A 22904-nucleotide genomic window follows, 5' to 3' on the forward strand; every position below is an offset into this window, starting at 1 on the left:
CGTGATGGACAATCGCCCGGAGATCGCGCGGGCGGCGGCCGAAGCGGCCGCCCGGCAGAGTTACGGCAAGCTGGTCGCCTGGCTAGCGGCGCGCACCCGCGACGTGGCCGGCGCCGAGGACGCGCTGGCCGAGGCCTTCGCCGCGGCGCTGGAGCGCTGGCCACAGACCGGCGTGCCCGACAAGCCGGAAGCATGGCTGCTGGCCGTGGCGCGCCGGCGGCGCGTCGACGCGGTGCGCCGTCGGCTGACCAGCGAGGCGAGCCGCGACCATCTCAAGCTGATGGCCGAGGAGATGGAGGCGAGCATGGAAGACGAAGACCTTCCCGACGAACGTCTCAGGCTGATGTTTGCCTGTGCGCATCCGGCGATCGAAGCCAGCGTGCGGGCGCCGCTGATCCTGCAGACGGTTCTGGGTTTCGACGCGGCGACGATCGCCTCGGCCTTCCTGGTTTCGCCGGCGACGATGGGCCAGCGTCTGGTGCGCGCCAAGAGCCGCATCCGCGAGATCGGCATTCCGTTCCGCGTGCCGGATCGCGCCGAACTCGGCGAGCGGCTGGGAACGGTGCTGGAAGCGATCTACGCGGCTTTCGCCGAAGGCTGGACCGACCCGGCAGGGACCGAGACGAGAGCGCGCAATCTGGCGACCGAAGGCATCTGGCTCGGGCGGCTGGTGGCATCGCTGATGCCGGACGAACCGGAAGCGCTCGGCCTGCTGGCGCTGATGCTGTTTGCCGAGGCGCGCCGCCCGGCGCGGCGCGATGCGGCTGGAGATTATGTGCCGCTCGCCGAACAGGATTGCCGTCTTTGGGATCACGCGCTGATCGACGAAGCCGAGGCGCTGCTGGGCCACGCCGCCACCATGGGCGTCATCGGCCGCTACCAGCTCGAAGCGGCGGTACAATCGGTGCATGCGACGCGGCGACGGACCGGCCAAACCGATTGGGCGGCGATCCGTAACTTCTACGATGCGCTGTCGGCGATATCAGGCTCGCCGGTGATTTCGATCAACCGCGCCGTGGCGATTGCCGAGGCCGAAGGGGCGGCGGCAGGACTGGCGGCGCTCTACGTGCTGGGCGACGACAAGCGGCTCAACGACTATCAGCCCTATTGGGCCGCTCGCGCCGGCCTGCTGGCCAGGCTCGGCAATGCGGCGCAAGCGGTCGAAGCCTATGACCGGGCGATCGGCCTTGAACGCGACCCCGCCGTGCGCCGCTTCCTGCAGGCGAAACGGGCGATCCTGCGAAATTGAAGCGTCCGTTCAGGCCGGCCACATCTCATGCGTGGTGTTGAGCCGTTTCATCAGCGGATGCGCGCGCAGCGCCGACCATAAGCGTTCGATGTTCGGCCAGTCGGCTCGCGCCTTGTCCATATCGGGGTGCCAGGCCACCAGCATGACGAGGTAGACGTCGGCCAGCGACATCGCGTCGCCGACCAGCCAGCCGCGCCCCTCGAGGGCTGCATCGACAATGGCGAAGCCGCGGTCCATCTCGGCAATGGCTGCCTGCTTGACGGCTTTCTTGCCGTCGGCATCGGTGGTGTAGCGATGGGCATAGTAGAGGCGCAGGATGGCGGGGTAGAGCACCGATGACATGAACGCCATCCAGCGCAGGAAACCGGCGCGATCCGGCGATCCGGCGGCCGGCGCCAGACCCGCCTCCGGATGGCGCTCGGCAAGCAGGATGCAGATCGCCGCCGATTCGGTTATCGATTGACCGTTGGGCAAGGTCAGCACCGGAACCTGGTTCAACGGGCTGATGTCGAGGAAAGCCGGGTCCGGCGGATCCTTCTTCGGCACGTCGATCTGGTCGAATTGCGCGTTTGCCAGCGCCAATGCGGCCTCGACGACAAAACCGCCGCTGCCTGGGCGCGTGTAAAGCTTGTACATGTGATTCTCCCCCTGCCCGCGCGAAGCAGGCCGGGGCGATTTGACCCTGAAGCCGCCTCCCGCTCAAGCCGGTGGCGGACGCCACGGCCGGGTTTTCTGCGGTCCAGCCATGAGACTTCCGATGTCGGAGGGACAGCACCCCCCGATGCCCGGCAGGGCAGAGGGGGGTGCGAAGGATCGCCGCCTATCCAGTTAAGACGTTAAGCCCCCAGCCCGTCGAACAGGATCGTCGACAGATAGCGCTCGGCGAAGGACGGGATGATCACCACTAGGTTCTTGCCCTTGTTCTCCGGCCGCGACCCGACGGCGATGGCGGCCTGCAGGGCAGCGCCCGACGAGATGCCGACCGGCACGCCTTCAAGGCGGGCGACGAGGCGGGCGTTGGCGACCGAATCCTCGTTGGAGACCTTGACGATCTCGTCATAGATCGAGGTGTCGAGGATCTTGGGCGCAAAGCCGGCGCCGATGCCCTGGATCTTGTGCGGGCCGGGCTGGCCGCCCGACAGCACCGGCGAGGCCTCCGGCTCGACGGCGACGACATGCACCGAGGGCTTGCGTTGCTTCAGCACCTGGCCGACGCCGGTGATCGTGCCGCCGGTACCGATGCCGGCGACGAAGATGTCGACCCCGCCATCGGTGTCGTTCCAGATCTCCTCAGCGGTGGTGCGGCGGTGGATCTCCGGGTTGGCCGGGTTTTCGAACTGCTGCGGGATGACGGCGTCGGGCAAGGTGGCGGCCAGCTCGTCCGCCTTGGCGATGGCGCCCTTCATGCCTTTCGGCCCTTCCGTCAGCACCAGTTCGGCGCCGAGCAGCGCCAGCATCTTGCGGCGCTCCACCGACATGGTTTCGGGCATGGTCAGGATCAGCTTGTAGCCCTTGGCGGCAGCGGCGAAGGCGAGCGCGATACCGGTATTCCCGGAGGTCGGCTCGATCAGCGTCGTCTTGCCGGGTTTGATCCGGCCCGACGCTTCCAGCGCCTCGATCATCGAAACGCCGATGCGGTCCTTGACCGAGGCGATCGGATTGAAGAATTCGAGCTTGGCAAGAAGGTTGGCAACGACGCCCTTCTCCTTGGCGAACTTGTCGAGCCGCACCAGCGGCGTGTCGCCGATCGTCTCGGTGATCGAGTTGTAGACACGGCCGCGGCCGGGCACGCGCGCGGAAGGCTTGTTCATTGGTTTCGCTCCCAAATCAGATCAGGCAATTGGCGTCGGCGGACAGAATAAGGCTTTCGCCCGCGCAAGATAGGCTGCCGGCCGAAAATATCGAGTGGGCCGCTTGCTGAAAACGCTTGCCTTCCGAAGCCGCATTTCCGGATGGACCGATCGGCGGAATGAATTGCCTGAACCGATCTACTGACGTGCGGCAATGGCTGCGGCCGCGCCCACCATGAAGCCAGCGGCGGTGCGGTTCAGCGCCTTCAGCGCGCGCGGCGATTTCAGGAACCAGCGCGCCTTGGCGGCCAGCGCCAGATAGGGCACAAGCACCACGAAGAGCACGATAACGGTGAGCGCGACCAGGATGCCGTAGTCGGCGAGCGTGATGGTCTTCAGGTCGACGATGGTCGGCGTGATGGCGAGGTAGAAGATCATCGTCTTCGGGTTGCCCAGCGTGACGGTGAGGCCGGCAAGGAAGCTCGATACCAGGCCGCCCTTGCCTTTCCTGGCCTCGACAGTCTCGGGCGTGATCCCGGCCGTCCAGAAACGCCAGCCGAGGAAGGCGAGATAGGCGACGCCCAGCCATTTGATGACGAGAAACACCATGCCGAAGCTTTGCGCGACAAAGGCAAGGCCGAGCACCACCGCGGTGAGATAAATGAGGTCGCCGAGCATCAGGCCGAACGACATCGCCAGCGACGAGCGGAAGCCGGATCCGAGCGCCCGCGCCACAAGCGCGGTGACGCCGGGGCCGGGAATGGCGGCGGCGATGCCCAGCGCAGCACTATAGGCAAGGAAGCCGGTGAGGGTCATGACGGTCGCACCTCGTGAAACGACTCTGATGCCATGAAAAGCCTGCAACGGCAAAACGGATTCGATTGCGCCAAGCAGGACATGAAAGCCGGTCATCATCGCCTGAAAGCGAGAGATGGTTCACTTACGCCTCGAAGGCGGTCGGCTATCTCGCATGGCTCCGAACGGCAGGAGCACCCATGTTAGCCAAAAGACTTCACATCCAGCTTATGAAGTGGATGCCCAACAACTATTCCGAAGCACGCGGTCACGTCCACGAGCTGGAATGGTATCTGTGGTTCGAGGGGCGTCAGGCTTTCAGCCTGTTCGACAAGGGCGATAGCGATGTCGTTCCGCAGACTGGATATTTTACCGACAGCCGGGACCCTGGCGCTCACCCCATTCGTCCGATGATCTATCCGCTGGTAGTCAACAACCGGTTCAAGGTGCGACTGGTGGCGATGGAGCGTGACGGACCGCAAAAGATAGACCCCGACGACACCGCCAAAGGCGAATTCTACATCGACCTCGACACCAAATATCCGCCGGTCTCCGACTGGCGCATCATCCCTGCCGATCCGCGCAGTACCGACCTCAACGTGGAAGCGTCGTTCCAGCTGCAATGGCTGGACTATGTCGATACCGCCGAGATTGCCGAGGATGGCCCGCCACGCATCATCGACAAGTCCAACTATCCCTATCCGTGGGGCGCCAATGTGATGGTGTTCGAGCACTGGCTCGGGCTTGGCCGCAAGGCGCCGCTCAAACTCATCGACCCGAACCGCGCATCGCGCCGCGAATACTGGATGATCAATGGCAATGCGGCCCGGCGCATGGTGCAGGACCTCTATCGCTTCAACGTCAACCAGCTTGGCGTCGCCAACGACACCATCAGCAGTGTTTACGTGCCGAAGCTCAATGCCGGCCACGTCACGGTGACGCTTTACGAACACGATTTCAGCGACGGCCGCTTCGCGCAAGGGGCGAAGAAGTCCTTCGGCTCGGTCGGCCTCTTCAATCTCAGGGATACCGGTTTTGATGACCGCGTCTCATCGGCCGAGGTGATCCATACCTATCCCAAGGTGATCCATCGGGACGTGCATTAGGGCCGGATTGCGCTGTTCGCCGGCTCAGGATGGGCCATCGACATGGGTGATGCGCCAGATGGTGCCGTTGCCATCCTCGGTTACGATAAGCGCGCCGTCCTTGGCCACCGCGACGCCGACCGGCCGGCCCCAGACGGCGTCGTCGGAGAGGACGAAGCCGGTGATGAAATCCTGGTACTCGCCGGTCGGCTTGCCGTCGCTGAATCTCAGCCGCACCACCTTGTAGCCGGTCCTCATACCACGGTTCCAGGAGCCGTGCAGGGCGACGAAGGCGTCACCCTTGTACTCTGCCGGGAAATTGCCGCCGTCATAGAAGGCGATGTTGAGCGGCGCCGAATGCGCCTGCATCAGCACGTCGGGCACGGTGACCGAGCCGGCGAGGTCTGGGCGCGCGCCCTCGTGACGCGGGTCCTCGTTGGCGCCGATATAATACCAGGGCCAGCCATAGAAGGCGCCGTCCTTGACTGAGGTGGCATATTCGAACGGCACATCGTCGCCGAGACCGTCGCGCTCGTTGACGACACACCACAGCGCGCCGGTGGCCGGCTGCACGGTCATGCCCGAGCAATTGCGCAGGCCGGTAGCGAGGATGCGGCCATTCTTGCCGTCGGGGCCGAAGGCCAGCACGTCGGCACGGCCATCCTCGGAACCCCAGGTGGCGCCGAGTGGCTGTGATTTTGCCCAGGCGTCAAGGCCGCCCTTCGGTGCCTTCTGCATGCCCTCCGCGACGTTCGATCCGGAGCCGACCGAGAGATACAGCGTCTTCCCGTCCGGCGAGAAGGCGATATCGCGGGTCCAGTGGCCGCCGGTAGGGATGTCGGAGACAATCGTCTCCGGTTCGCCGGAGGCTTTAAGGTCGCCGTCGCGGTAGGCGTAGCGGACCACGCTGTCGTTGTTGGCGACGTAGACCCATTGCGGCTTGTCGCCAGGCGGGTAGAAGGCGATGCCATAGGGCTGGTTGAGATTGTCGGCAAAAATGCCCTCTTCGGCCGGCTTCGCGCTACCCTTGGCCAGCCGATAGACGCGGATCTGGTTGGCGTCACTGTCGGCGACGAACAGGTCGCCGTTCGGCGCCACGCGCACGACCCGCGGATTGGAAATGCCGGAAGCAACCAGTTCGGCCGAAAACCCAGGCGGCAGGACGGGCTTCGCGCCCTCGGGCCGATCGCCGAGGCCGGCGCTGTTGGAGGCGGATCCGGTGATGTTGGGTCTTTTCAGATCATCCGGCCTAATCAGCCGGCGCACACCTGGCTTGTCGGCCTTCCAGTCGCCGAAAGCGTCCTTGCCGGTCAGCAGCAGTTGATCAGCCTGCTGGGCGAAGGCGCTGGTGGCCAGAAGCAGGGCAAGGCCTGCGAAGCCGGCAATCCGGATCATGCTGTTCTCCTCGAACTCGCGCCGTCGGCGCGTCACGACAAGGGAGATATTGTGCGGCCGCCGCAAAAGAGAAGCGTGCGCGCGCAGATTCGACGAGAGAACCGCTCAACTTTCCTCTTCGACGTCCAGATCGTCGTCGAGACGCTTTTCCAATTCGACAAGATCTTCCGGCAGCGGCAATCCCATGGCGCGCATTTCGCGCAGTTTTTCGCGCAGCTGCTCCTGGATTTCGTGCTCGTCCTCCGGCTGGTTGACCATTTCTTCGAGCAGCATGCTGATCTGGGCCTTGAACGATTCAAGCGCCATTCTGCGCCCTCCTTTACGGTGATCACGGCTTCGGAATTATCTTAACATCCGGGTAATCAATTGGGCCGTGTAGTCGACCATCGGCACGATGCGGGCATAATTCAGCCTGGTCGGGCCGATGACGCCGAGCGCGCCGACGACGCGGGCGTCCTTGTCGCGGTAAGGTGCCACGACCAGCGACGAGCCGGAGAGCGAGAACAGCTTGTTTTCCGAGCCGATGAAGATCCGCACGCCGGGGCCGTCCTCGGCGAGGTCGAGCAGCTGGATCAGCCCGTCCTGCGTCTCCAGATCCTCGAACAGGTGGCGCAGCAATTCGATATCGGCCTGGGCGGTGACGTTTTCGAGTAAATTGGCGCGGCCGCGCACGATAAGGCGCGCCGGCAGGCCGCTGTCGGCGCCGGCCCACACCGCCAGGCCTTTCTCGACCAGGTCCTGCGACAACGTGTCCAGCGCTGCCCTGGTCTCGTCCTTGATGCGGGCGATCTCGATGCGCGCCTCGGCGAGCGTGCGGCCCCTGATATGGGCGTTGAGGAAGTTGGAGGCCTCGTGCAGCTGCGAGACGGTGATGCCGGCCGGCAGGTCGACGACGCGGTTCTCGACATCGCCATTCTGCGACACCATCACCGCCAGCGCCTTGGTCGGCTCGAGCTGGATGAACTCGATGTGCTTCAGCGCCACCTCGTTCTTGGTGGCGAGCACCAGGCCGGCGCCGCGCGACATGCCCGACAGCATCTGGCTGGCCTCGGTCAGCATGTGTTCCAGCGTCGCGCCCGAGCCGGAGGCGCGCACCTGCGCCTCGATGACCCGGCGTTCCTCGTCGGAGAGATCGCCAAGCTCCATGAAGGCATCGACGAAGAAGCGCAGGCCGGTCTGGGTCGGCAGGCGCCCGGCCGAGATGTGCGGGGCATAGATCAGGCCGAGATGCTCGAGGTCGCTCATCACGTTGCGGATGGTGGCCGGCGACAGCGACGACGGCAGGATGCGCGACAGGCTGCGCGATCCCACAGGCTCACCGTCCTTCAAATAGGATTCGACGATGCGCCTAAAAATGTCGCGCGAACGCATGTCGAGCGATTGCAGCGCGGGCGCCAGCAGACTGGGTTCGGTGACTGCCTTGGTCATTCGAGCCAAAAACCTCCGGCCCAAGGATATAGACTTCCATCGCTCCCGCGCAACCCGGCGTCTATATGGGGCCTTTTCCTTTGCGCCATGGGCTGCATGCGTCTACAAGCCGCCGACGCAACCGTAAAAAGAACAGAAAGAGGCCTCGATGCGCCCTTCCAAACGCCAAGCCGACGAAATGCGCGCCATCTCCTTCGAGCGCGGCGTCTCCAAACACGCCGAGGGCTCGTGCCTGGTGAAATTCGGCGACACGCATGTGTTGTGCACGGCGAGCCTGGAGGAAAAGGTGCCGGGCTGGATGCGCAATTCCGGCAAGGGCTGGGTGACGGCGGAATACGGCATGCTGCCGCGTTCGACCGGCGAGCGCATGCGCCGTGAAGCCTCGGCCGGCAAGCAAGGCGGCCGCACGCTGGAAATCCAGCGGCTGATCGGCCGCTCCTTGCGCGCCGTTGTCGACCTGCAGGCACTGGGCGAACAGCAGATCACCGTCGACTGCGACGTCATCCAGGCCGATGGCGGCACCCGCACGGCCTCGATCACCGGCGGCTGGGTGGCGCTCTACGATTGCCTGCGCTGGATGGAAGCGCGGCAGATGGCCAGTGTTGCCAAGGTGCTGAAGGACCATGTCGCGGCAATTTCCTGCGGCATCCATGACGGCCAGCCGGTCATCGACCTCGACTACATCGAGGATTCATCTGCCGGCACCGACGCCAATTTCGTCATGACCGGCAAGGGCGGCATCGTCGAGATCCAGGGCACCGCCGAGGGCGAGCCTTTCTCGGAAGGGCAGTTCGCGGAGCTGATGGGCCTTGCCAAGAAGGGCATTCAGCGGCTGGTGAGCTTGCAGCAGATGGCTGTGGCTTGATTGAATTTAACGTGATGACGTCGGCGATCCTTCACACCCCCCTCTGGCCTGCCGGCCATCTCCCCCGCAAGGGGGGAGATCAGAGGTCGCTACCGTTTTCGCCAACCATCAACGTTGAGACGCCGCCAGCGGAACTGCCAATCTCCCCCCTTGCGGGGGGGATGCCCGGCAGGGCAGAGGGGGGTGCCTGATGCAACCCTCCGCTATTCTTGAGTCAGCGCTTTACGTCACGGATCTCGCCGCTGCCGAAGCCTTCTACTCCAACGTCCTCGGCCTCCCTCTCCTCGGCAAGGTCGACGGCCGCCATCTCTTCTTCCGCTGCGGCCCGGGCGTGCTGCTCATCTTCAACGCCGAAGCCACCAAAATCCCGCCGGCGCCCGATGCGCGGCTGAAAGTGCCGCCGCATGGCACGGTCGGCGAGGGCCATCTCTGCTTTGCCGCAAGTGAGGATGAACTCGCACAGTGGAAGGCGCAACTTGAGGCGAAAAACATCGCCATCGAAAGCGAATTCGAATGGCCGCAGGGCGGGCGCTCGATCTACATACGCGACCCCTCGGGCAATTCGATCGAATTCGCCGAGCCAAGGATCTGGGGCCTTTGATGCATTCTCTCGATGGAAAGAAGATCGTCGTTGCCAGCCACAATGAAGGCAAGCTGCGCGAATTCGCCGATTTGATGGGTCCGTTCGGCTTCGAGGCGAAGTCGGCCAAGGACTACGGCCTGCCGGAACCGGAGGAGACCGGCACCACCTTCGAGGAAAACGCCTACATCAAGGCCTTCGCCGCGGCTAAGGCGACCGGCCTGCCGGCGCTGTCGGACGATTCGGGCCTGTGCGTCGACGCGCTCGACGGCGCCCCCGGCGTCTACACCGCCAATTGGGCCGAAGCTCCCGATGGCAGCCGCGACTTCGGGATGGCCATGCAGCGCACCGAAGTGGCCTTGCAGGAGGTCGGCGCCGCCAAGCCAGCGCAGCGCAAGGGGCGGTTCGTCGCCGTCATCTGCCTGGCCTTCCCCAATGGCGAGGCTGAATATTATCGCGGCGAAGCTGAGGGAACGCTGGTGTGGCCGCCGCGCGGCGAACTGGGCTTCGGCTACGACCCGGTGTTTTTGCCCGACGGTTTCGACAAGACGTTCGGCGAGATGAGCGCTGAGGAAAAACACGGCTGGAAGCCCGGTCAGCCGACGGCGCTGTCGCACCGCGCCCGCGCCTTCCAGAAATTCGCCCGCGCCAGGTTAGGCTCAGCTTAATGTCGCTGGACCGCAGCCCGGGCTTCGGGGTCTACATCCATTGGCCGTTCTGCGCCGCCAAATGCCCGTATTGCGACTTCAACAGCCATGTCCGTCACCAGCCGGTCGACCAGGAGCGCTTTGCCCGCGCCTTCGAGAACGAGCTGAAGACCATGAGCGAGCGGACCGGGCCGCGCGAAGTGACCAGTATCTTTCTCGGCGGCGGCACACCGTCGCTGATGCAGCCGCAGACGGTGGCGGCGGTGCTGGACGCCGTGGCGAAGAACTGGACGGTGCCCGACGGCATCGAGGTGACGCTGGAAGCCAATCCGTCCTCGGTCGAGGCCGAGCGATTTCGCGGCTACCGCGCCGCCGGCGTCAACCGTGTGTCGCTCGGCGTGCAGGCGCTGAACGACAAGGATCTGCGCTTCCTCGGCCGGCTGCACAATGTCGACGAGGCGCTGCATGCAATTGGCCTGGCACGGGACATATTCCCAAGACTTTCCTTCGACCTGATCTACGCCCGCCCCGGCCAGACGCTGGATGACTGGCAGGCGGAGCTCGAACAGGCGATCGGCCATGCCGCCGACCATCTGTCGCTCTACCAGCTGACCATCGAGGAAGGCACGCCGTTCCATGCCCTTCATGCGGCGAACAAATTCATCATCCCCGATAATGACCGGGCCGCCGATCTCTATGCGCTGACGCAGGAGATCACCGCAGCGCATGGCCTGCCGGCCTATGAGATTTCCAACCACGCCAGGCCGGGCGCCGAGAGCCGGCACAATCTGACCTATTGGCGCTATGGCGAATATGTCGGCGTCGGACCGGGCGCGCATGGCCGCTTTATCGAGAACGGCCACCGCACCGTGACGATCGCCGAGCGGATGCCGGAGACCTGGGCCAATCTGGTGGAGGCCAGGGGCCATGGCGTCACCGGCGGCGAGATCCTGACGCGCTCCGAAGAGGCCGACGAGTTCCTGCTGATGGGGCTGAGGTTGGCCGAAGGCATCGACCTTTCCCGCTACGAGGCGTTTTCCGGGCGCGGCCTGTCGAGCGCCCGGCTGACCGTGCTGCAGGATGAGGGGCTGGTGGCGCCGATCGGCAATGCCAGGCTACGCGCCACGCCAGCCGGCATGATCGTGCTCGATGCCGTGGTGGCGGATTTGGCGCGGTGAGCCCACAGGGCAAATGGCCGGGCTGTTGGACGATTTATCGGCTTGAGCAAGGATGTTAGAAAGTCGACTTGTTGAACCGCTGGCGTGCCAGCGCCGCATCCGAGGTGACTCCTGCGATGACGTTCCTGATCCACGAGACCTTGATGACATTGAACACGGATGATGTGTTCGAGTTTGGATTGACCGAAATCTTGAGATCTCCAGAGCAAGACGACCTCTTTGAGGCTCAGGCGATTTTCATCAGGAACGCAACGGTCACATCGAAACTAAAATTGACCCACTTGAGCGAATTCAGCGTTGTCCTCAGTTTCATAACATATATTGGAAATAAGCTTCGCGGAATCGCCAAGGATGAGTTGCTCGAGTTTGATCTGAATGGACTCACATTTGATCAGTACATCCCTCTCAGCAAAAATCTGCGTAAGATCTGGGATGAGTAGTCGGTGAAGAACGTCCTGTTCGTCTGCAGCCAGAACCGCTTGCGCAGCCCGACCGCCGAGCAGGTGTTCTCCAAACGTAGGAATATCGAGGTCGAGTCGGCCGGCACCAATCACGATGCAGACACGCCGCTGACGCATGAACTGGTCGCCTGGGCCGACATCGTCTTCGTGATGGAAAAAGCGCACCGCACCAAGCTGCAGAAGAATTCAAGGAGAGCCTGAAGAAGGCCCGCGTCATCTGCCTCGACATCCCGGATGACTACGGATCCATGGATCCGGAGTTGATCGACCTTCTGAAGGCACGGGCTTCGCGATATCTCGATTGAACTATGGGGGCTTCGTAACCACGCGTTCGTCATCCTCGAGTCTGCGCCGCGTCGCTTCGCTCCTTGCTCGCCCGTGATGACGAAGTGAGGGTGGTCCTCGCCAATCGCGAAGGTCAAGCGTCGTGCTTGAAGCGGCGCTTGCCGCGGTGTTTCTCGGCATGCGCCTCTCCGGTCCGGGCCGGCTTGGCGTCGCTCTTGTCCCGGCGGACGCTGTTCTGGTCGTTCATCGGATGCGGCGGCGCGCCTTCGCGGGCGCTCTTCGTTTCAAGACGGGTGATGAAGATATCGAAACGATTGGGCATCGTACGGTCAGTGCTCCGTCGTGCTGTCCGGTTTGTTGTCCGAAAGCCTGACATTCGTCGGCAAGGCGGTGGCCGTCCGACTGGCCAGGCCGGTGTCGCTTTCGGCGAGCGCACGCTTGCCCTTTCGCGCAGTGAAGCGCTTGCGCTCGGCATAATAGGGCTCGAAAACGTCCTGCAATTCCAGGCTGTCCATCCTGTCCTCCTCCTCAAGAGACTCAGGTATTCAATCCGCCAGCCACGCTTTCGTTCCCCACTGTGGCAAAGACATGGCCGCCGGGTTACATCGGCGTCAGGTTTGGCCCGACGTTCGGGAGTTTTGCAACCCGGCGCGCGCCATGCCAAACAGGGCGAAATGGAGAGACCCGGTGACCGGCGAGAAACGCAGCTATGTGATCGGGCAGACCGAGGTCGCAGTCCGGCCGCTGGCGCCGGCGCTGTATCTGGTGGCGACGCCGATCGGCAACCTCTCCGACATCACGCTGCGCGCCTTGGAAACGCTGGCTGCCGCCGACATAGTCGCCTGCGAGGACACCCGCGTCTCACGCGTGCTGCTCGACCGCTACGGCATCCGCAGGCGCACAACCGCCTATCACGAACACAATGCCGGCGAGGCGGGACCGAAGCTGATCGCAGCACTCGAGGCCGGGCAGAGCGTGGCGCTGATTTCGGATGCCGGCACGCCGCTGATCTCCGACCCAGGCTACCGGCTGGTCGGCGAAGCGCTGGAGCACGGCCTGCGCGTGGTGCCGATCCCCGGCCCATCGGCGCCGCTGGCGGCGCTGACTGCGTCGGGCCTGCCGTCCGACGCCTTCCTGTTTGCGGGGTTTTTGCCGGTGAAATCTGGGCAGCGGCTGACCAGGCTGGAGACCTTCAAGACGGTGCCGGCAACGCTGATCTTCTTCGAGTCGCCACGCCGGCTGGCCGATACGCTGCTTGCGATGGTCGAGGCGCTGGGTGGTGGGCGCAAGGCCGCCATCGGCCGCGAGCTGACCAAGACTTTTGAAGAGATGCGGACGGGAACGCTGCAGGCGCTGGCCGACCACTATGCGGCGGCTGACACGCCGAAGGGCGAGATCGTCATCTGCGTCGGGCCCGCCGAGATCAAGGCCGACCAACCCGCCGACATCGACAGGCTGCTGCTGTCGCTGGCCGCCGAAATGCCGGCGTCCAAGGCGGCGGCGGAAGCGGCGAAGATGACAGGCGGGCAGAAGCAGTCGCTCTACCGCCGGCTGCTGGAACTCAGGGATGCGGTTGGAGAAGGCGAAGGTGGCTGAGCGCCCGGCCGCCAGCCGCCAAAAAGCCTATCGGCGCGGCCATCGCGGCGAGTGGCTGGCGGCGGCGGCGCTGATGCTGAAAGGTTATCGCATCCTCGCCCGCCGGCATCGCACCCGCTTCGGCGAGATCGACCTGATCGCCAGGCGCGGCGACCTGGTGCTGTTCGTCGAGGTCAAGGCGCGGCGCACGCTGATGGAAGCGATGGAGGCGATTGGCCACGAATCGGAGCGCCGCATCGAGGGCGCGGCCGACATCTGGCTGTCGCGCCAACCGGATTATGGCAGATTGTCGATGCGCTTCGACATGATCGCGGTGCTGCCCTGGCGCTGGCCTGTGCATGTCGAGAACGCGTTTTATGGGAGGAGTTAGCGGCCTTTACCCTCCCCCTTGTGGGGAGGGTCGGTGAGCAAGCGACCCGAAGCGTCGTTGGCGAAACGGGGCGGGGGCGTGGCGCCCCCACCCCGATCCGCTTTGCGGATCGACTGACCGGGGCGAGCCGCCTGTCTCGCCCGTCCTTCGGACCCCCACAAGGGGGAGGGTAAAGCTCACCCCCAAATGAAAAGCGCCACCAACCCAACCGCTCCCACCACCAAGCGCCACCAGCCGAACAGCGAATAGCCGTTGCGCGAGACGTAATCGAGCAGGAAGCGGACGACGATCAGCGCGGTAAGGAAGGCGGCGATGAAGCCGATAGCGATGATCGGCAGGTCGGCGCTGCTCAGCACGTTGCGGTTCTTGAACAGATCGAAGGCGAAGGCGCCGACCATGGTCGGGATGGCGAGGAAGAAGGAGAATTCCGCCGCCGCGCGCTTGTCGACGCCCAGCAGCAGCGCGCCGACGATGGTCGAGCCGGAGCGCGACGTGCCGGGGATCAGCGACAGGCACTGGAACAGGCCGATCTGCAGGTAAAGCCTTGTCGGGAAGCGCTCGACGTCACGGTAGACCGGCTGCAGCTTCATGCGGTCGACGACCAAGAGCACGACGCCGCCGATGATCAGCATGATGCAGATCAGCCTTGGCGATTCGAACAGCACCGTCTTGATGAAATCATGCGCCAGCGCGCCGATGATGGCGGCCGGCAGGAAGGCAATCAGGATGCCGATGACGAAATGCCGCGTCAGCCGATCATGCGGCAGGTCGAGCAGCATCTGCCACAGACGGCGGAAATAGACGCTGAGGATCGCCAGGATGGCGCCGAGCTGGATCAGGATCTCGAACGCCTTGCCGGTGGAATGGAAGCCGAGGAAATGGCCGGCGAGCAGGATATGGCCGGTCGAGGAGACCGGGATGAACTCGGTCAGCCCCTCCAGCAGGCCGAGCAGCAGGGCTTCGACGATGGTGTGGCTATCCATGGCAACCTCGGCATTCAAGGGACGGAAGGAAACGGCTGGCAAAAGGGCTTGCTTGTCACGGCGCGGAAGTCCCCCTATAGGTCGCAGCACCGTGACGGCCGCATGACGGGCCGCCAAGACTTACCGGTGCGGACGGCGATTCGCCAGTGCGCCTTAATATCGCGGAATCATGCTGACGCTTTTCCATCACCCGATGTTCGCCACCTGCCGCTTCGTGCGCCTCGCCTTCGGCGAATATGGCGAGGAGCTGGCGCTGATCGAGGAAAAACCGTGGACGCGGCGCAAGGAGTTTTTGGCGCTGAACCCCGCCGGCACCTTGCCTATCCTGCTGGCCGAAGGCGACGTTCCGATCGTCGGCGCCATGGTGATCGCTGAATATCTCGACGAAACACGTGGTGTCCTGAAGCGCGACAAGCGCCTGTTTGCGGAAGACCCGATGCAGCGCGCCGAAATCCGCCGCCTGACCGACTGGTATCTCAACAAGGCCGAGAGCGAAGTGACCCGGCATCTGGTGCGCGAGCGCGTGCTGAAGCCGGTGATGCCGGAAACGGCGGGCGGCGGTTCCCCCGATTCGGCGGCGATCCGCGCGGCGCGCGCCAACATTCGCCAGCACATGAAGTACACCAACTGGCTGGCCGGCACCCGTCATTGGCTGGCCGGCAGCAAGGTCACCTATGCCGACCTGGCGGCAGCGGCGACGCTGTCGGTGCTGGATTATCTCGGCGAGATCGATTGGCGCGAGCATGCCGCGGCGCGCGAATGGTACACGCGGGTGAAATCGCGGCCGTCGTTCCGGCCGCTGCTCTCCGACCGGGTTCGCGGCCTGTCGCCGGTTTCGCATTATGCGGACCTCGACTTCTAGAAGCCAAACCCTGCGCGCGCTGATCGACGCCGAGGCGCGGCGCGCCGGCTTCGATGCGGTTGCCGTCACCACGCCTGACGCGATCCCGCTGGCGCCGGCCAGATTGGCAGAATTCGTCGCCGATGGTTTTCACGGTTCGATGGCGTGGATTGCGGAGACGCTCCAACGCCGCAGCGAGCCTTCGACGCTGTGGCCCGAGGTGCGCTCGATCATCGTGCTGGCAATGAATTACGGCCCCGACCACGATCCGCGTGCGCTGCAGGCAAGACGCGACCGCGGCGCGATCTCGGTCTATGCGCAAAACCGCGACTATCACGAGGTGATGAAGGGCCGGCTGAAGGAGATCGCCGGCAAGATCGTCGCGCGGGCCGGCGGCGACGTGAAGGTTTTCGTCGATACGGCGCCGGTTATGGAAAAGCCGCTGGCTGAGGCCGCCGGGCTCGGCTGGCAAGGCAAGCACACCAATCTGGTCAGCCGCGAGCACGGCTCCTGGCTGTTTCTCGGAACTATCTTCACCACGGCGGAGCTCACGCCCGATGCGACCGAGGTAGACCATTGCGGCTCCTGCCGCGCCTGCCTCGACGCCTGCCCGACCGATGCCTTTCCGGCGCCCTACCGGCTCGATGCCAGGCGCTGCATCTCCTACCTGACCATCGAGAACAAGGGGCCGATCCCGCAAGAATTCCGCGAAAAGATCGGCAACCGCATCTATGGCTGCGACGATTGCCTTGCCGCCTGCCCGTGGAACAAGTTTGCCCGCGCCGCTTCGGAAGCCAAGCTTGCTGCCCGCGACGAACTGCGCGAGCCGCCGCTGGGCGAGCTGTTGCAGCTAGACGACACGGCGTTCCGGACCTTTTTCTCCGGCTCGCCGATCAAGCGCATCGGCCGCGACCGCTTTGTCCGCAATGTGCTGGTTGCCGTCGGCAATTCCGGCGATACTTTGCTGGCTGACGCTGTTCGCGCCCTCCTCGGCGACGCCTCGCCGCTGGTGCGCGGCGCGGCGATCTGGGCGCTGGCGCGGCTGGTGCCGGCCGCCGAATTCAACAGGCAGGCGGCGATCTACTCGAACACTGAAACCGACACGACAGTGCGGGGCGAATGGCTGTCCGCATTGCCAATTGAGGCGCACGCATGAGCGAAAAACAGGTTTTTATCTTCGGCGCCGGCTATTCGGGCAAAGCCTTTGCACGGGCCAATGCGGAGGCGATTACGATCTTCGGCACCACGCGCTCGGCCGAGAAATTCGAGGCATTGCGTCAGGCCGGCATCGCGCCGCTGCTGTTTCACGGCGCCCTGACACCTGAAATCGGCGAAACGCTGGAGACCACCACCCATCTTGTCATCTCCGTAGCCCCGGAGGAGGCCGGCGACCCTGTGCTTCTCGCCGCGCGCAAGGCGATCGAGGCGATGCCGGCGCTTCGCTGGATCGGCTATCTCTCGACCGTCGGCGTCTATGGCAATTATGACGGTGCCTGGGTCGATGAAACGGCCGAATGCCGGCCGGTGTCGAAACGCTCGTCGATGCGAGTGGCGGCCGAGCGGGGCTGGCTGCAGCTTGGACTCGAGACCGGCAAGCCGGTGGCCATCCTGCGGCTTTCCGGCATTTATGGGCCGGGTCGCAACGCGCTGGTCAATCTGGAAAACGGCACGGCCAGGCGGCTGGTCAAGCCCGACCAGGTGTTCAACCGCATCCATTGCGACGACATCGCCGGCGCGCTCTGGCACCTCATCGGTGGCAATAGAGGCGGCATTTTCAACATCACCGATGACGAGCCGGCGCCGCCGCAGGATGTCGTCACCTATGCCGCTTCGCTGATGGGCGTCGAGCCGCCGCCGGAGATTCCTTTCGAGACCGCCCAACTTTCGCCCATGGCGCGGTCCTTCTATGGCGAGAACAAGCGCGTCGCCAACGCCGCGATCAAGGCAGCGGGCTACCGGTTCCGCTATCCGGACTACCGCCAGGCGTTCGATCGGATGTGGGCCGACGGCAGCTGGCGCGACGGCGAGCCGCGCAGCCCGATGAAGGTAGATAATCGAAACGCGAGCCCGAGGGTGATATGATTCGATTGTGTTGCGGACTTTTGCAGTGGGGTTCATGACGATTTCGATGCGATCCTTGACCGGCAGACGGCCGTTCCTGACGGCGGCGCTGGCGATCGTGGCGCTGGCCGGGCTGGTGGCGGGCGCAATCACGGCCGAGCCACGGGCAAAAGACCTGTTCGGCGCCAAGAAGCTGCCGGCGGTGGCTGCGGCGCAATCCTTCGGCTTCTATTCAAAGGGCTGCTTCACCGGCGGCGTCGCCATTCCGATGGACGGCCAGAACTGGGAGGTGATGCGTCCCTCGCGCAACCGGCGCTGGGGTCATCCAACGATGATTGCGCTGATCGAGAAACTGTCGCGCGATGCCGCCGCCGACGGCTGGCCGGGGCTTCTGATCGGCGACATTTCGCAGCCGCGCGGCGGGCCGATGCTGACCGGGCACGCCTCGCACCAGATCGGCCTCGACGCCGACATCTGGCTGACGCCAATGCCCGACCGCAAGCTCACCACCCAGGAGCGCGAAAACATCAGCGCCACGCTGATGGTCGACGACAAGACGCATCTGGTGAAGGACAGGCTGTGGAAGCCGATGCATACCAAGCTGTTGAAGCGCGCGGCGAGCTATCCGGAAGTCGAGCGCATCCTGGTCAATCCTGGGATCAAGAAGAAGCTGTGCGACACCGTCACCGGCGACCGTACCTGGCTGAGAAAAATCCGGCCGTTCTGGGGCCATGACTATCATTTCCACATCCGCATCGGCTGCCAGCCGGGTTCGCCCAACTGCAAGGGACAGGAAGCGACGCCCGACGATGACGGCTGCGGCAAGCCGCTGGCCTGGTGGTTTACCGAGGAGCCGTGGCGCCCCAACAAGAACCCGGATGCGCCCAAGGCGCGCGACCTGATGACGATGGCGAACCTGCCGAAACAATGCCAGTTCGTGCTTGACCAGCCCGACGCGGACTCGGCCGAAGCCGTCACCTATCGCGGCGGCGGCGTGCCGATCGCCGCCAGGGCGCCGGAACCCGACGCGCCTCCGCCTATTGCGGGCAATGCGGGCGGCTTGCCAAACGCAGCCAACGCCTTCACCGCCACGCCGGAGATCGGCATTCCCCTGCCAAGGCGACGGCCGCCGGCAAACGTCGGACAGTGATGGCGAACTGACGCTTTCCCTTTCCGGGGCCATGCGCTAGTCAATCGATTGAACACCGGGCGATTGAACACCGGGCGATTGAAAAACCGGGCGATTGAAAACCGGGCGATTGAAACGGTCGCAACGGCGCCGCAAAGGGGACGAGCAAGAGCATGTCAGGCGACGACGACACCGCGTTGCGGTTTCCAGTGCTGATCGGCGACATCGGCGGCACCAATGCGCGCTTTTCGATCGTGCTCGACGCAAATTCGGAAGCCGGTGAGCCGCATATCGTGCAAACCGCCAATTTCGCCACCATAGACGAGGCGATCCAGGCGGCGGTGCTCGACCGGTCGTCCATCCGGCCGAATTCGGCAGTGCTGGCCATCGCCGGACCAGTCGATGGCGACGAGATCCCGCTTACCAATTGTCCCTGGGTGGTGAAGCCGAAGCAGATGTTTGCCAATCTGGGCCTGGGCGACATCGTCGTGCTCAACGATTTCGAGGCGCAGGCGCTGGCCGTCGTGGCGCTCGGCGAAGAGCACATGGAAAAGATCGGCGGCGGCACGCCGGAGGAGAATGCCGGGCGTGTCGTGCTCGGTCCCGGCACCGGCCTCGGCGTCGCCGGGTTGGTTCATGCCCTCCACCACTGGATACCGGTGCCTGGCGAAGGCGGCCACATGGATATCGGTCCGCGGACGCCGCGCGATTTCGAGGTGTTCCCGCATATCGAAAAGCTGGACGGCCGCATTTCGGGCGAGCAGATCCTGTGCGGGCGCGGTCTGGTCAATGTCTACCGGGCGGTCGCCAAGGCCGACGGCAAGCCGGCGCCGTTCACCACGCCGGCCGAAATCACCGGGGCGGCCCTGGCCAAGACCGATGCGGTCGCCGAGGAAGCGCTGGCGCTGTTCGTCACCTGCCTCGGCCGCACCGCCGGCGACCTCGCGCTGGTGTTCATGAGCCGCGGCGGCGTGTTCTTGACCGGCGGCATCGCGCAAAAGATCGTGCCCGCGCTGAAGGAAGGCAATTTCCGCGCCGCCTTCGAGGACAAGGCGCCGCACAGCGCGCTGATGGCCTCGATGCCGGTCTATGTCATCACCCACCCGCTGGCGGCACTTCTGGGCCTTGCCGCCTATGCCCGCAACCCTTCGCTGTTCGGCGTCCAGACCGCGGGGCGGCGCTGGCGGGCATGATCCATTTCGTCCCGAAAACGGGTATTTTCTTGGAAATGGCTGCCGCTTTCGTGACCCCAACCTCGGGCCGCGACGAAGTTTCGCCATAGGCAAGCCGTAGCCGGGGCGCTAAGAGGGGCCGAATTCCAGCCTGGCATCCCTAGGGCCTGATGATTTCGGATCGAATCGACCTGAAATCTGAATCCGGCTCTAAATCAAAGAGATAGAGCATGATGTCGTCCGAAAACCGCTTCACACTTTTCGGCATCATGCTCTAGCAAACCACGAAGCGCCCGCGATTTGACCGCTCAAAGTCCACTCAAACTGAAAGTCCAGCCAGCTGAGGTCACTGCGGTGCTGCGCCGCATCCTGGCCGAAAACGGCAGTGAATATCGCTGGACCTATGTCGTTGCCGTCGGCTGCCTGCTGATTGTTTCCGCCACCACCGCCTTCACGGCGTGGATCATGGCCCCGATGATCAACGAGATCTTCTACGAACGACGCGGCGACATGATCGTCTGGATCTGCGCCGGGTTCATGGCCGCCTCCGTACTGCGCGGCTTCGCCGGTTACGGCCAGGCGGTCGCGTTGGCCAAGATCGGCAACAATCTGGTCGCCCGCTACCAGAAGCGCAGCTTCGACCACCTGATGAAGCTCGGCGTCGACTTCTTCAACGATACGCGTTCCGGTCGGCTGGCGGCACAGGTCAACGAGAATGTCGGCGGCGTTCGCGATCTGCTGTCGCTGACGCTGACCTCCATCAGCCGCGACGCGGTCTCGCTGATCGCCCTCGTCGGCGTCATGATCTACCAGGATCCGGTGTTGTCGCTCAGCTCGCTGCTGATCGGGCCGCCGCTGATCTGGGCCGTCGTCTACATCACCCGCCGATTGCGGCGCATCAACCGGGAATCGGTGCTGATCAACTCGCGGCTGAACGGGTCCGTACAGGAGGCCACGCAAGGCATCGCCATCGTCAAGGCCTTCACCCTGGAAGCCGAGCTGGCGCGCCGGATCGGCATCATGGCCGATACGGCCGAGCAGCGTAACAACAAGATCGCCCGGGTCGCGGAGCGGCTGTCGCCGATTTCCGAGATTTTGGGCGGTCTCGCCATTACCTCCGTCCTTGCCTATTCCGGCTACCGGGCGCTGGTGCTCGGACAACCACCAGGCGCTGTGTTTTCCTTCATCACCGCGCTGATCATGGCCTACGATCCGGCACGGCGCCTGGCTCGTACGCAGGTCGGTATGGAACGTGCCCTGGTCAACGCCCGGATGATTTACGAGCTGCTCGACCTGGAGCCTAAACAGGGCGATGCGCCCGACGCGGTCGAAGCCAGGATCACCACCGGCGAGGTTCGCTTCGACAATGTGACGTTCGGCTACAGCGCCGACATGCCGGTGATCAGGAACCTGAGTTTCACCGCCGCGGCCGGCAAGGTTACGGCGGTGGTCGGGGCCTCGGGTGCCGGCAAGACGACGCTCGTGGCGCTGCTGCAGCGCTTCTACGATGTCGACAAGGGTTCGATCGAGATCGATGGCCAGGACATTTCCAAAGTCACCAAGCACTCGCTGCGCGGCTCGATCGCCTATGTCTCGCAGGCGCCCTATCTGTTCGAAGGCAGCATACGCGACAACATCCGTTTTGGCCGACTTTCGGCGACCGACGCCGAGATCGAGCGGGCGGCGGTGCTGGCGGCGGCCGACGAGTTCATCCGTCAGCAGCCGCAGGGCTACGACACGCCCGTCGGCGAGGGCGGCTCGACCCTTTCCGGCGGCCAGCGCCAGCGCGTCTCGATTGCGCGGGCGATCGTGCGCAACGCGCCGATCCTTTTGCTCGACGAAGCGACCTCGGCGCTCGACAACGAGGCCGAGGCGCGCGTCCAGGAGGCCCTGACCCACGTGATGGAAGGGCGCACCACCATCGTGATAGCGCATCGCCTGTCGACGGTCGTCAACGCCGACCACATTATCGTGCTTGAAGAGGGGCGCCTGGTCGAGGAAGGCACCCATGCCGCACTGATGGCCGATCCAAACAGTGTCTACGCCCGCTTCCACCGCATTCAAGGCAAGAACGGACTGGGGCTTGTCGACGACTCGAAGCCCGTCCAAACTCCGGTCCGGCGCAGCCGCGCCAAGAAGGCGGTGGGGAGAACAGCATGAGCGAATCCAGCGAAATGGGCCTGGTGGTGGTGGGGGCGGCCGGCCGCATGGGCCAGACGCTGATCCGCGCCATCCATTCGATCCCCGGCGCCCGCGTCGTCGGCGCGGTCGAACGAACCGGATCGCCCTATCTCGGCAGGGATGCGGGCGAGCTTGCCGGCATCGGCATCATCAATGTGACGATCGGCGACGATCCGCTGCCGGTGTTCGCCAAGGCCGACGGCGTGCTCGATTTCACCATGCCGGCAGCCACCGTCGAATTCGCAGGCTATGCCGCGCAGGCACGCATTGCCCATGTCATCGGCACCACCGGCTGCTCGGCGGAAGACGACGCCAGGATCGAGGCCGCGGCGCGCCACGCGACGATCGTCAAATCCGGCAATATGAGCCTCGGCGTCAATCTTCTGGCGGTGCTGGTCGGGCAGGCCGCGCGCGCGCTCGGTCCAGAGGATTTCGACATCGAGATCCTCGAAATGCATCACAAGCACAAGGTCGACGCGCCCTCGGGCACCGCCTTGCTGCTCGGCGAAGCGGCGGCGGCGGGACGCGGCATTTCCCTTGCCGGCAACGATGTGCGGTCACGCGACGGCCATACCGGCGTGCGCAAGCCAGGAACGATCGGCTTTGCCAGCTTGCGCGGTGGCTCGGTGGTCGGCGACCACAGCGTCATCCTGGCCGGGACCGGCGAGCGCATCACGCTGTCGCACCATGCCGAGGACCGCGCCATCTTTGCCCGCGGCGCGGTCAAGGCCGCGCTCTGGGCGCGCGGTAAAAAGCCCGGACTTTATTCCATGCGGGACGTGCTCGGCTTGAGCTAAACCATCCATAATTTTG

Annotated in this window: 25 protein-coding genes and 1 pseudogene; 17 read left to right on the forward strand and 9 right to left on the reverse strand. The window is 64.5% G+C overall.

Features of this window, described 5'->3' with window-relative positions:
• Positions 1–4 precede the first annotated feature (4 nt).
• Positions 5–1249, forward strand: a complete 1245-nt coding sequence (locus NKI37_RS22440; RefSeq protein ID WP_286489111.1) for an RNA polymerase sigma factor — start codon at positions 5–7, stop codon at positions 1247–1249.
• Positions 1250–1258: 9 nt separating this feature from the next.
• On the opposite strand, the gene NKI37_RS22445 is transcribed toward NKI37_RS22440, so the two are convergent.
• From NKI37_RS22445 to NKI37_RS22455, 3 genes are all read right to left on the reverse strand, one after another.
• Positions 1259–1885, reverse strand: a complete 627-nt coding sequence (locus NKI37_RS22445; RefSeq protein ID WP_023755939.1) for a glutathione S-transferase family protein — start codon at positions 1883–1885, stop codon at positions 1259–1261.
• Between the two features lie 200 nt (positions 1886–2085).
• Positions 2086–3060: a cysteine synthase A gene (cysK, locus tag NKI37_RS22450; RefSeq protein WP_023672045.1), complete on the reverse strand. Its 975-nt coding sequence runs from the start codon at positions 3058–3060 to the stop codon at positions 2086–2088.
• Between the two features lie 177 nt (positions 3061–3237).
• Positions 3238–3855, reverse strand: coding sequence for a LysE family translocator (locus NKI37_RS22455; RefSeq protein ID WP_023692951.1), 618 nt, complete (start codon positions 3853–3855; stop codon positions 3238–3240).
• A gap of 179 nt (positions 3856–4034) precedes the next feature.
• On the opposite strand from NKI37_RS22455, the gene NKI37_RS22460 reads away from it, so the two are divergent.
• The gene (locus NKI37_RS22460) at positions 4035–4940 is read left to right on the forward strand and encodes a hypothetical protein (protein WP_155927230.1); all 906 of its coding nucleotides are present in this window, start codon (positions 4035–4037) and stop codon (positions 4938–4940) included.
• A gap of 24 nt (positions 4941–4964) precedes the next feature.
• Here NKI37_RS22460 and NKI37_RS22465 read toward each other — a convergent pair whose 3' ends face one another.
• The 3 genes from NKI37_RS22465 to hrcA form a co-directional block, all read right to left on the reverse strand.
• A complete protein-coding gene (locus NKI37_RS22465) occupies positions 4965–6314 on the reverse strand; it encodes a PQQ-dependent sugar dehydrogenase (RefSeq protein WP_023692949.1) in 1350 nt (449 codons plus the stop codon).
• A gap of 105 nt (positions 6315–6419) precedes the next feature.
• A complete protein-coding gene (locus NKI37_RS22470) occupies positions 6420–6620 on the reverse strand; it encodes a hypothetical protein (RefSeq protein ID WP_023692948.1) in 201 nt (66 codons plus the stop codon).
• A gap of 36 nt (positions 6621–6656) precedes the next feature.
• A complete protein-coding gene (gene hrcA, locus NKI37_RS22475) occupies positions 6657–7742 on the reverse strand; it encodes a heat-inducible transcriptional repressor HrcA (RefSeq protein WP_023681233.1) in 1086 nt (361 codons plus the stop codon).
• A gap of 148 nt (positions 7743–7890) precedes the next feature.
• Between hrcA and rph the strand changes: the two genes are divergently transcribed.
• From rph to NKI37_RS22505, 6 genes and pseudogenes are all read left to right on the forward strand, one after another.
• On the forward strand, positions 7891–8607 hold the full coding sequence (gene rph, locus NKI37_RS22480) for a ribonuclease PH (protein WP_023672052.1): 717 nt from the start codon (positions 7891–7893) through the stop codon (positions 8605–8607).
• 190 nt (positions 8608–8797) lie between these two features.
• Positions 8798–9208 (forward strand): VOC family protein, encoded by a 411-nt coding sequence (locus tag NKI37_RS22485; RefSeq protein ID WP_023692947.1) that lies wholly within the window; start codon positions 8798–8800, stop codon positions 9206–9208.
• Positions 9208–9855, forward strand: coding sequence for an RdgB/HAM1 family non-canonical purine NTP pyrophosphatase (rdgB, locus tag NKI37_RS22490; RefSeq protein WP_023692946.1), 648 nt, complete (start codon positions 9208–9210; stop codon positions 9853–9855). The genes NKI37_RS22485 and rdgB overlap by 1 nt, the downstream gene beginning before the upstream one ends.
• Positions 9855–11012: a radical SAM family heme chaperone HemW gene (hemW, locus tag NKI37_RS22495; RefSeq protein ID WP_023681230.1), complete on the forward strand. Its 1158-nt coding sequence runs from the start codon at positions 9855–9857 to the stop codon at positions 11010–11012. Before rdgB ends, hemW begins: the two co-directional genes overlap by 1 nt.
• A gap of 71 nt (positions 11013–11083) precedes the next feature.
• Positions 11084–11452, forward strand: coding sequence for a hypothetical protein (locus NKI37_RS22500; protein ID WP_155923877.1), 369 nt, complete (start codon positions 11084–11086; stop codon positions 11450–11452).
• 3 nt (positions 11453–11455) lie between these two features.
• A pseudogene (locus NKI37_RS22505) lies at positions 11456–11778 on the forward strand (low molecular weight protein tyrosine phosphatase family protein).
• A 113-nt stretch (positions 11779–11891) separates the two neighbouring features.
• Here NKI37_RS22505 and NKI37_RS22510 read toward each other — a convergent pair.
• Together NKI37_RS22510 and NKI37_RS22515 are read right to left on the reverse strand one after the other, a co-directional pair.
• Positions 11892–12080 carry a hypothetical protein gene (locus tag NKI37_RS22510; RefSeq protein WP_023672058.1) on the reverse strand — a complete coding sequence of 63 codons (189 nt, stop codon included), beginning with the start codon at positions 12078–12080 and terminating at the stop codon, positions 11892–11894.
• Positions 12081–12087: 7 nt separating this feature from the next.
• A complete protein-coding gene (locus tag NKI37_RS22515; protein ID WP_023672059.1) occupies positions 12088–12273 on the reverse strand; it encodes a hypothetical protein in 186 nt (61 codons plus the stop codon).
• Between the two features lie 172 nt (positions 12274–12445).
• On the opposite strand from NKI37_RS22515, the gene rsmI reads away from it, so the two are divergent.
• Both rsmI and NKI37_RS22525 read left to right on the forward strand, forming a co-directional pair.
• The gene (gene rsmI, locus NKI37_RS22520) at positions 12446–13354 is read left to right on the forward strand and encodes a 16S rRNA (cytidine(1402)-2'-O)-methyltransferase (RefSeq protein ID WP_023745883.1); all 909 of its coding nucleotides are present in this window, start codon (positions 12446–12448) and stop codon (positions 13352–13354) included.
• Positions 13347–13724: a YraN family protein gene (locus NKI37_RS22525; protein WP_023745884.1), complete on the forward strand. Its 378-nt coding sequence runs from the start codon at positions 13347–13349 to the stop codon at positions 13722–13724. Before rsmI ends, NKI37_RS22525 begins: the two co-directional genes overlap by 8 nt.
• A gap of 176 nt (positions 13725–13900) precedes the next feature.
• Here NKI37_RS22525 and NKI37_RS22530 read toward each other — a convergent pair whose 3' ends face one another.
• Entirely contained in the window at positions 13901–14707 is an 807-nt protein-coding gene (locus NKI37_RS22530) for an undecaprenyl-diphosphate phosphatase (protein WP_023687560.1), read from the reverse strand.
• Between the two features lie 169 nt (positions 14708–14876).
• Between NKI37_RS22530 and NKI37_RS22535 the strand changes: the two genes are divergently transcribed.
• The 7 genes from NKI37_RS22535 (at position 14877) to dapB (ending at position 22888) form a co-directional block, all read left to right on the forward strand.
• Positions 14877–15569 (forward strand): glutathione S-transferase family protein, encoded by a 693-nt coding sequence (locus NKI37_RS22535; RefSeq protein ID WP_023672063.1) that lies wholly within the window; start codon positions 14877–14879, stop codon positions 15567–15569.
• Positions 15550–16704 (forward strand): tRNA epoxyqueuosine(34) reductase QueG, encoded by a 1155-nt coding sequence (gene queG, locus NKI37_RS22540; RefSeq protein WP_352789114.1) that lies wholly within the window; start codon positions 15550–15552, stop codon positions 16702–16704. Before NKI37_RS22535 ends, queG begins: the two co-directional genes overlap by 20 nt.
• Positions 16701–17630, forward strand: coding sequence for an SDR family oxidoreductase (locus NKI37_RS22545; RefSeq protein WP_023710340.1), 930 nt, complete (start codon positions 16701–16703; stop codon positions 17628–17630). Before queG ends, NKI37_RS22545 begins: the two co-directional genes overlap by 4 nt.
• Before the next feature lie 46 nt (positions 17631–17676).
• Complete coding sequence (mepA, locus tag NKI37_RS22550) at positions 17677–18759, forward strand: penicillin-insensitive murein endopeptidase (protein ID WP_460221917.1); 1083 nt, start codon at positions 17677–17679, stop codon at positions 18757–18759.
• Positions 18760–18911: 152 nt separating this feature from the next.
• Entirely contained in the window at positions 18912–19931 is a 1020-nt protein-coding gene (locus NKI37_RS22555; RefSeq protein ID WP_023710339.1) for a glucokinase, read from the forward strand.
• Between the two features lie 279 nt (positions 19932–20210).
• A complete protein-coding gene (locus tag NKI37_RS22560; RefSeq protein ID WP_023681221.1) occupies positions 20211–22070 on the forward strand; it encodes an ABC transporter ATP-binding protein in 1860 nt (619 codons plus the stop codon).
• Positions 22067–22888 carry a 4-hydroxy-tetrahydrodipicolinate reductase gene (gene dapB / locus NKI37_RS22565; protein ID WP_023747442.1) on the forward strand — a complete coding sequence of 274 codons (822 nt, stop codon included), beginning with the start codon at positions 22067–22069 and terminating at the stop codon, positions 22886–22888. Before NKI37_RS22560 ends, dapB begins: the two co-directional genes overlap by 4 nt.
• Positions 22889–22904 lie beyond the last annotated feature (16 nt).

Origin of the sequence: Mesorhizobium sp. M0626, assembly GCF_040320665.1 — a bacterium.
Classification (GTDB): Bacteria; Pseudomonadota; Alphaproteobacteria; order Rhizobiales; family Rhizobiaceae; genus Mesorhizobium.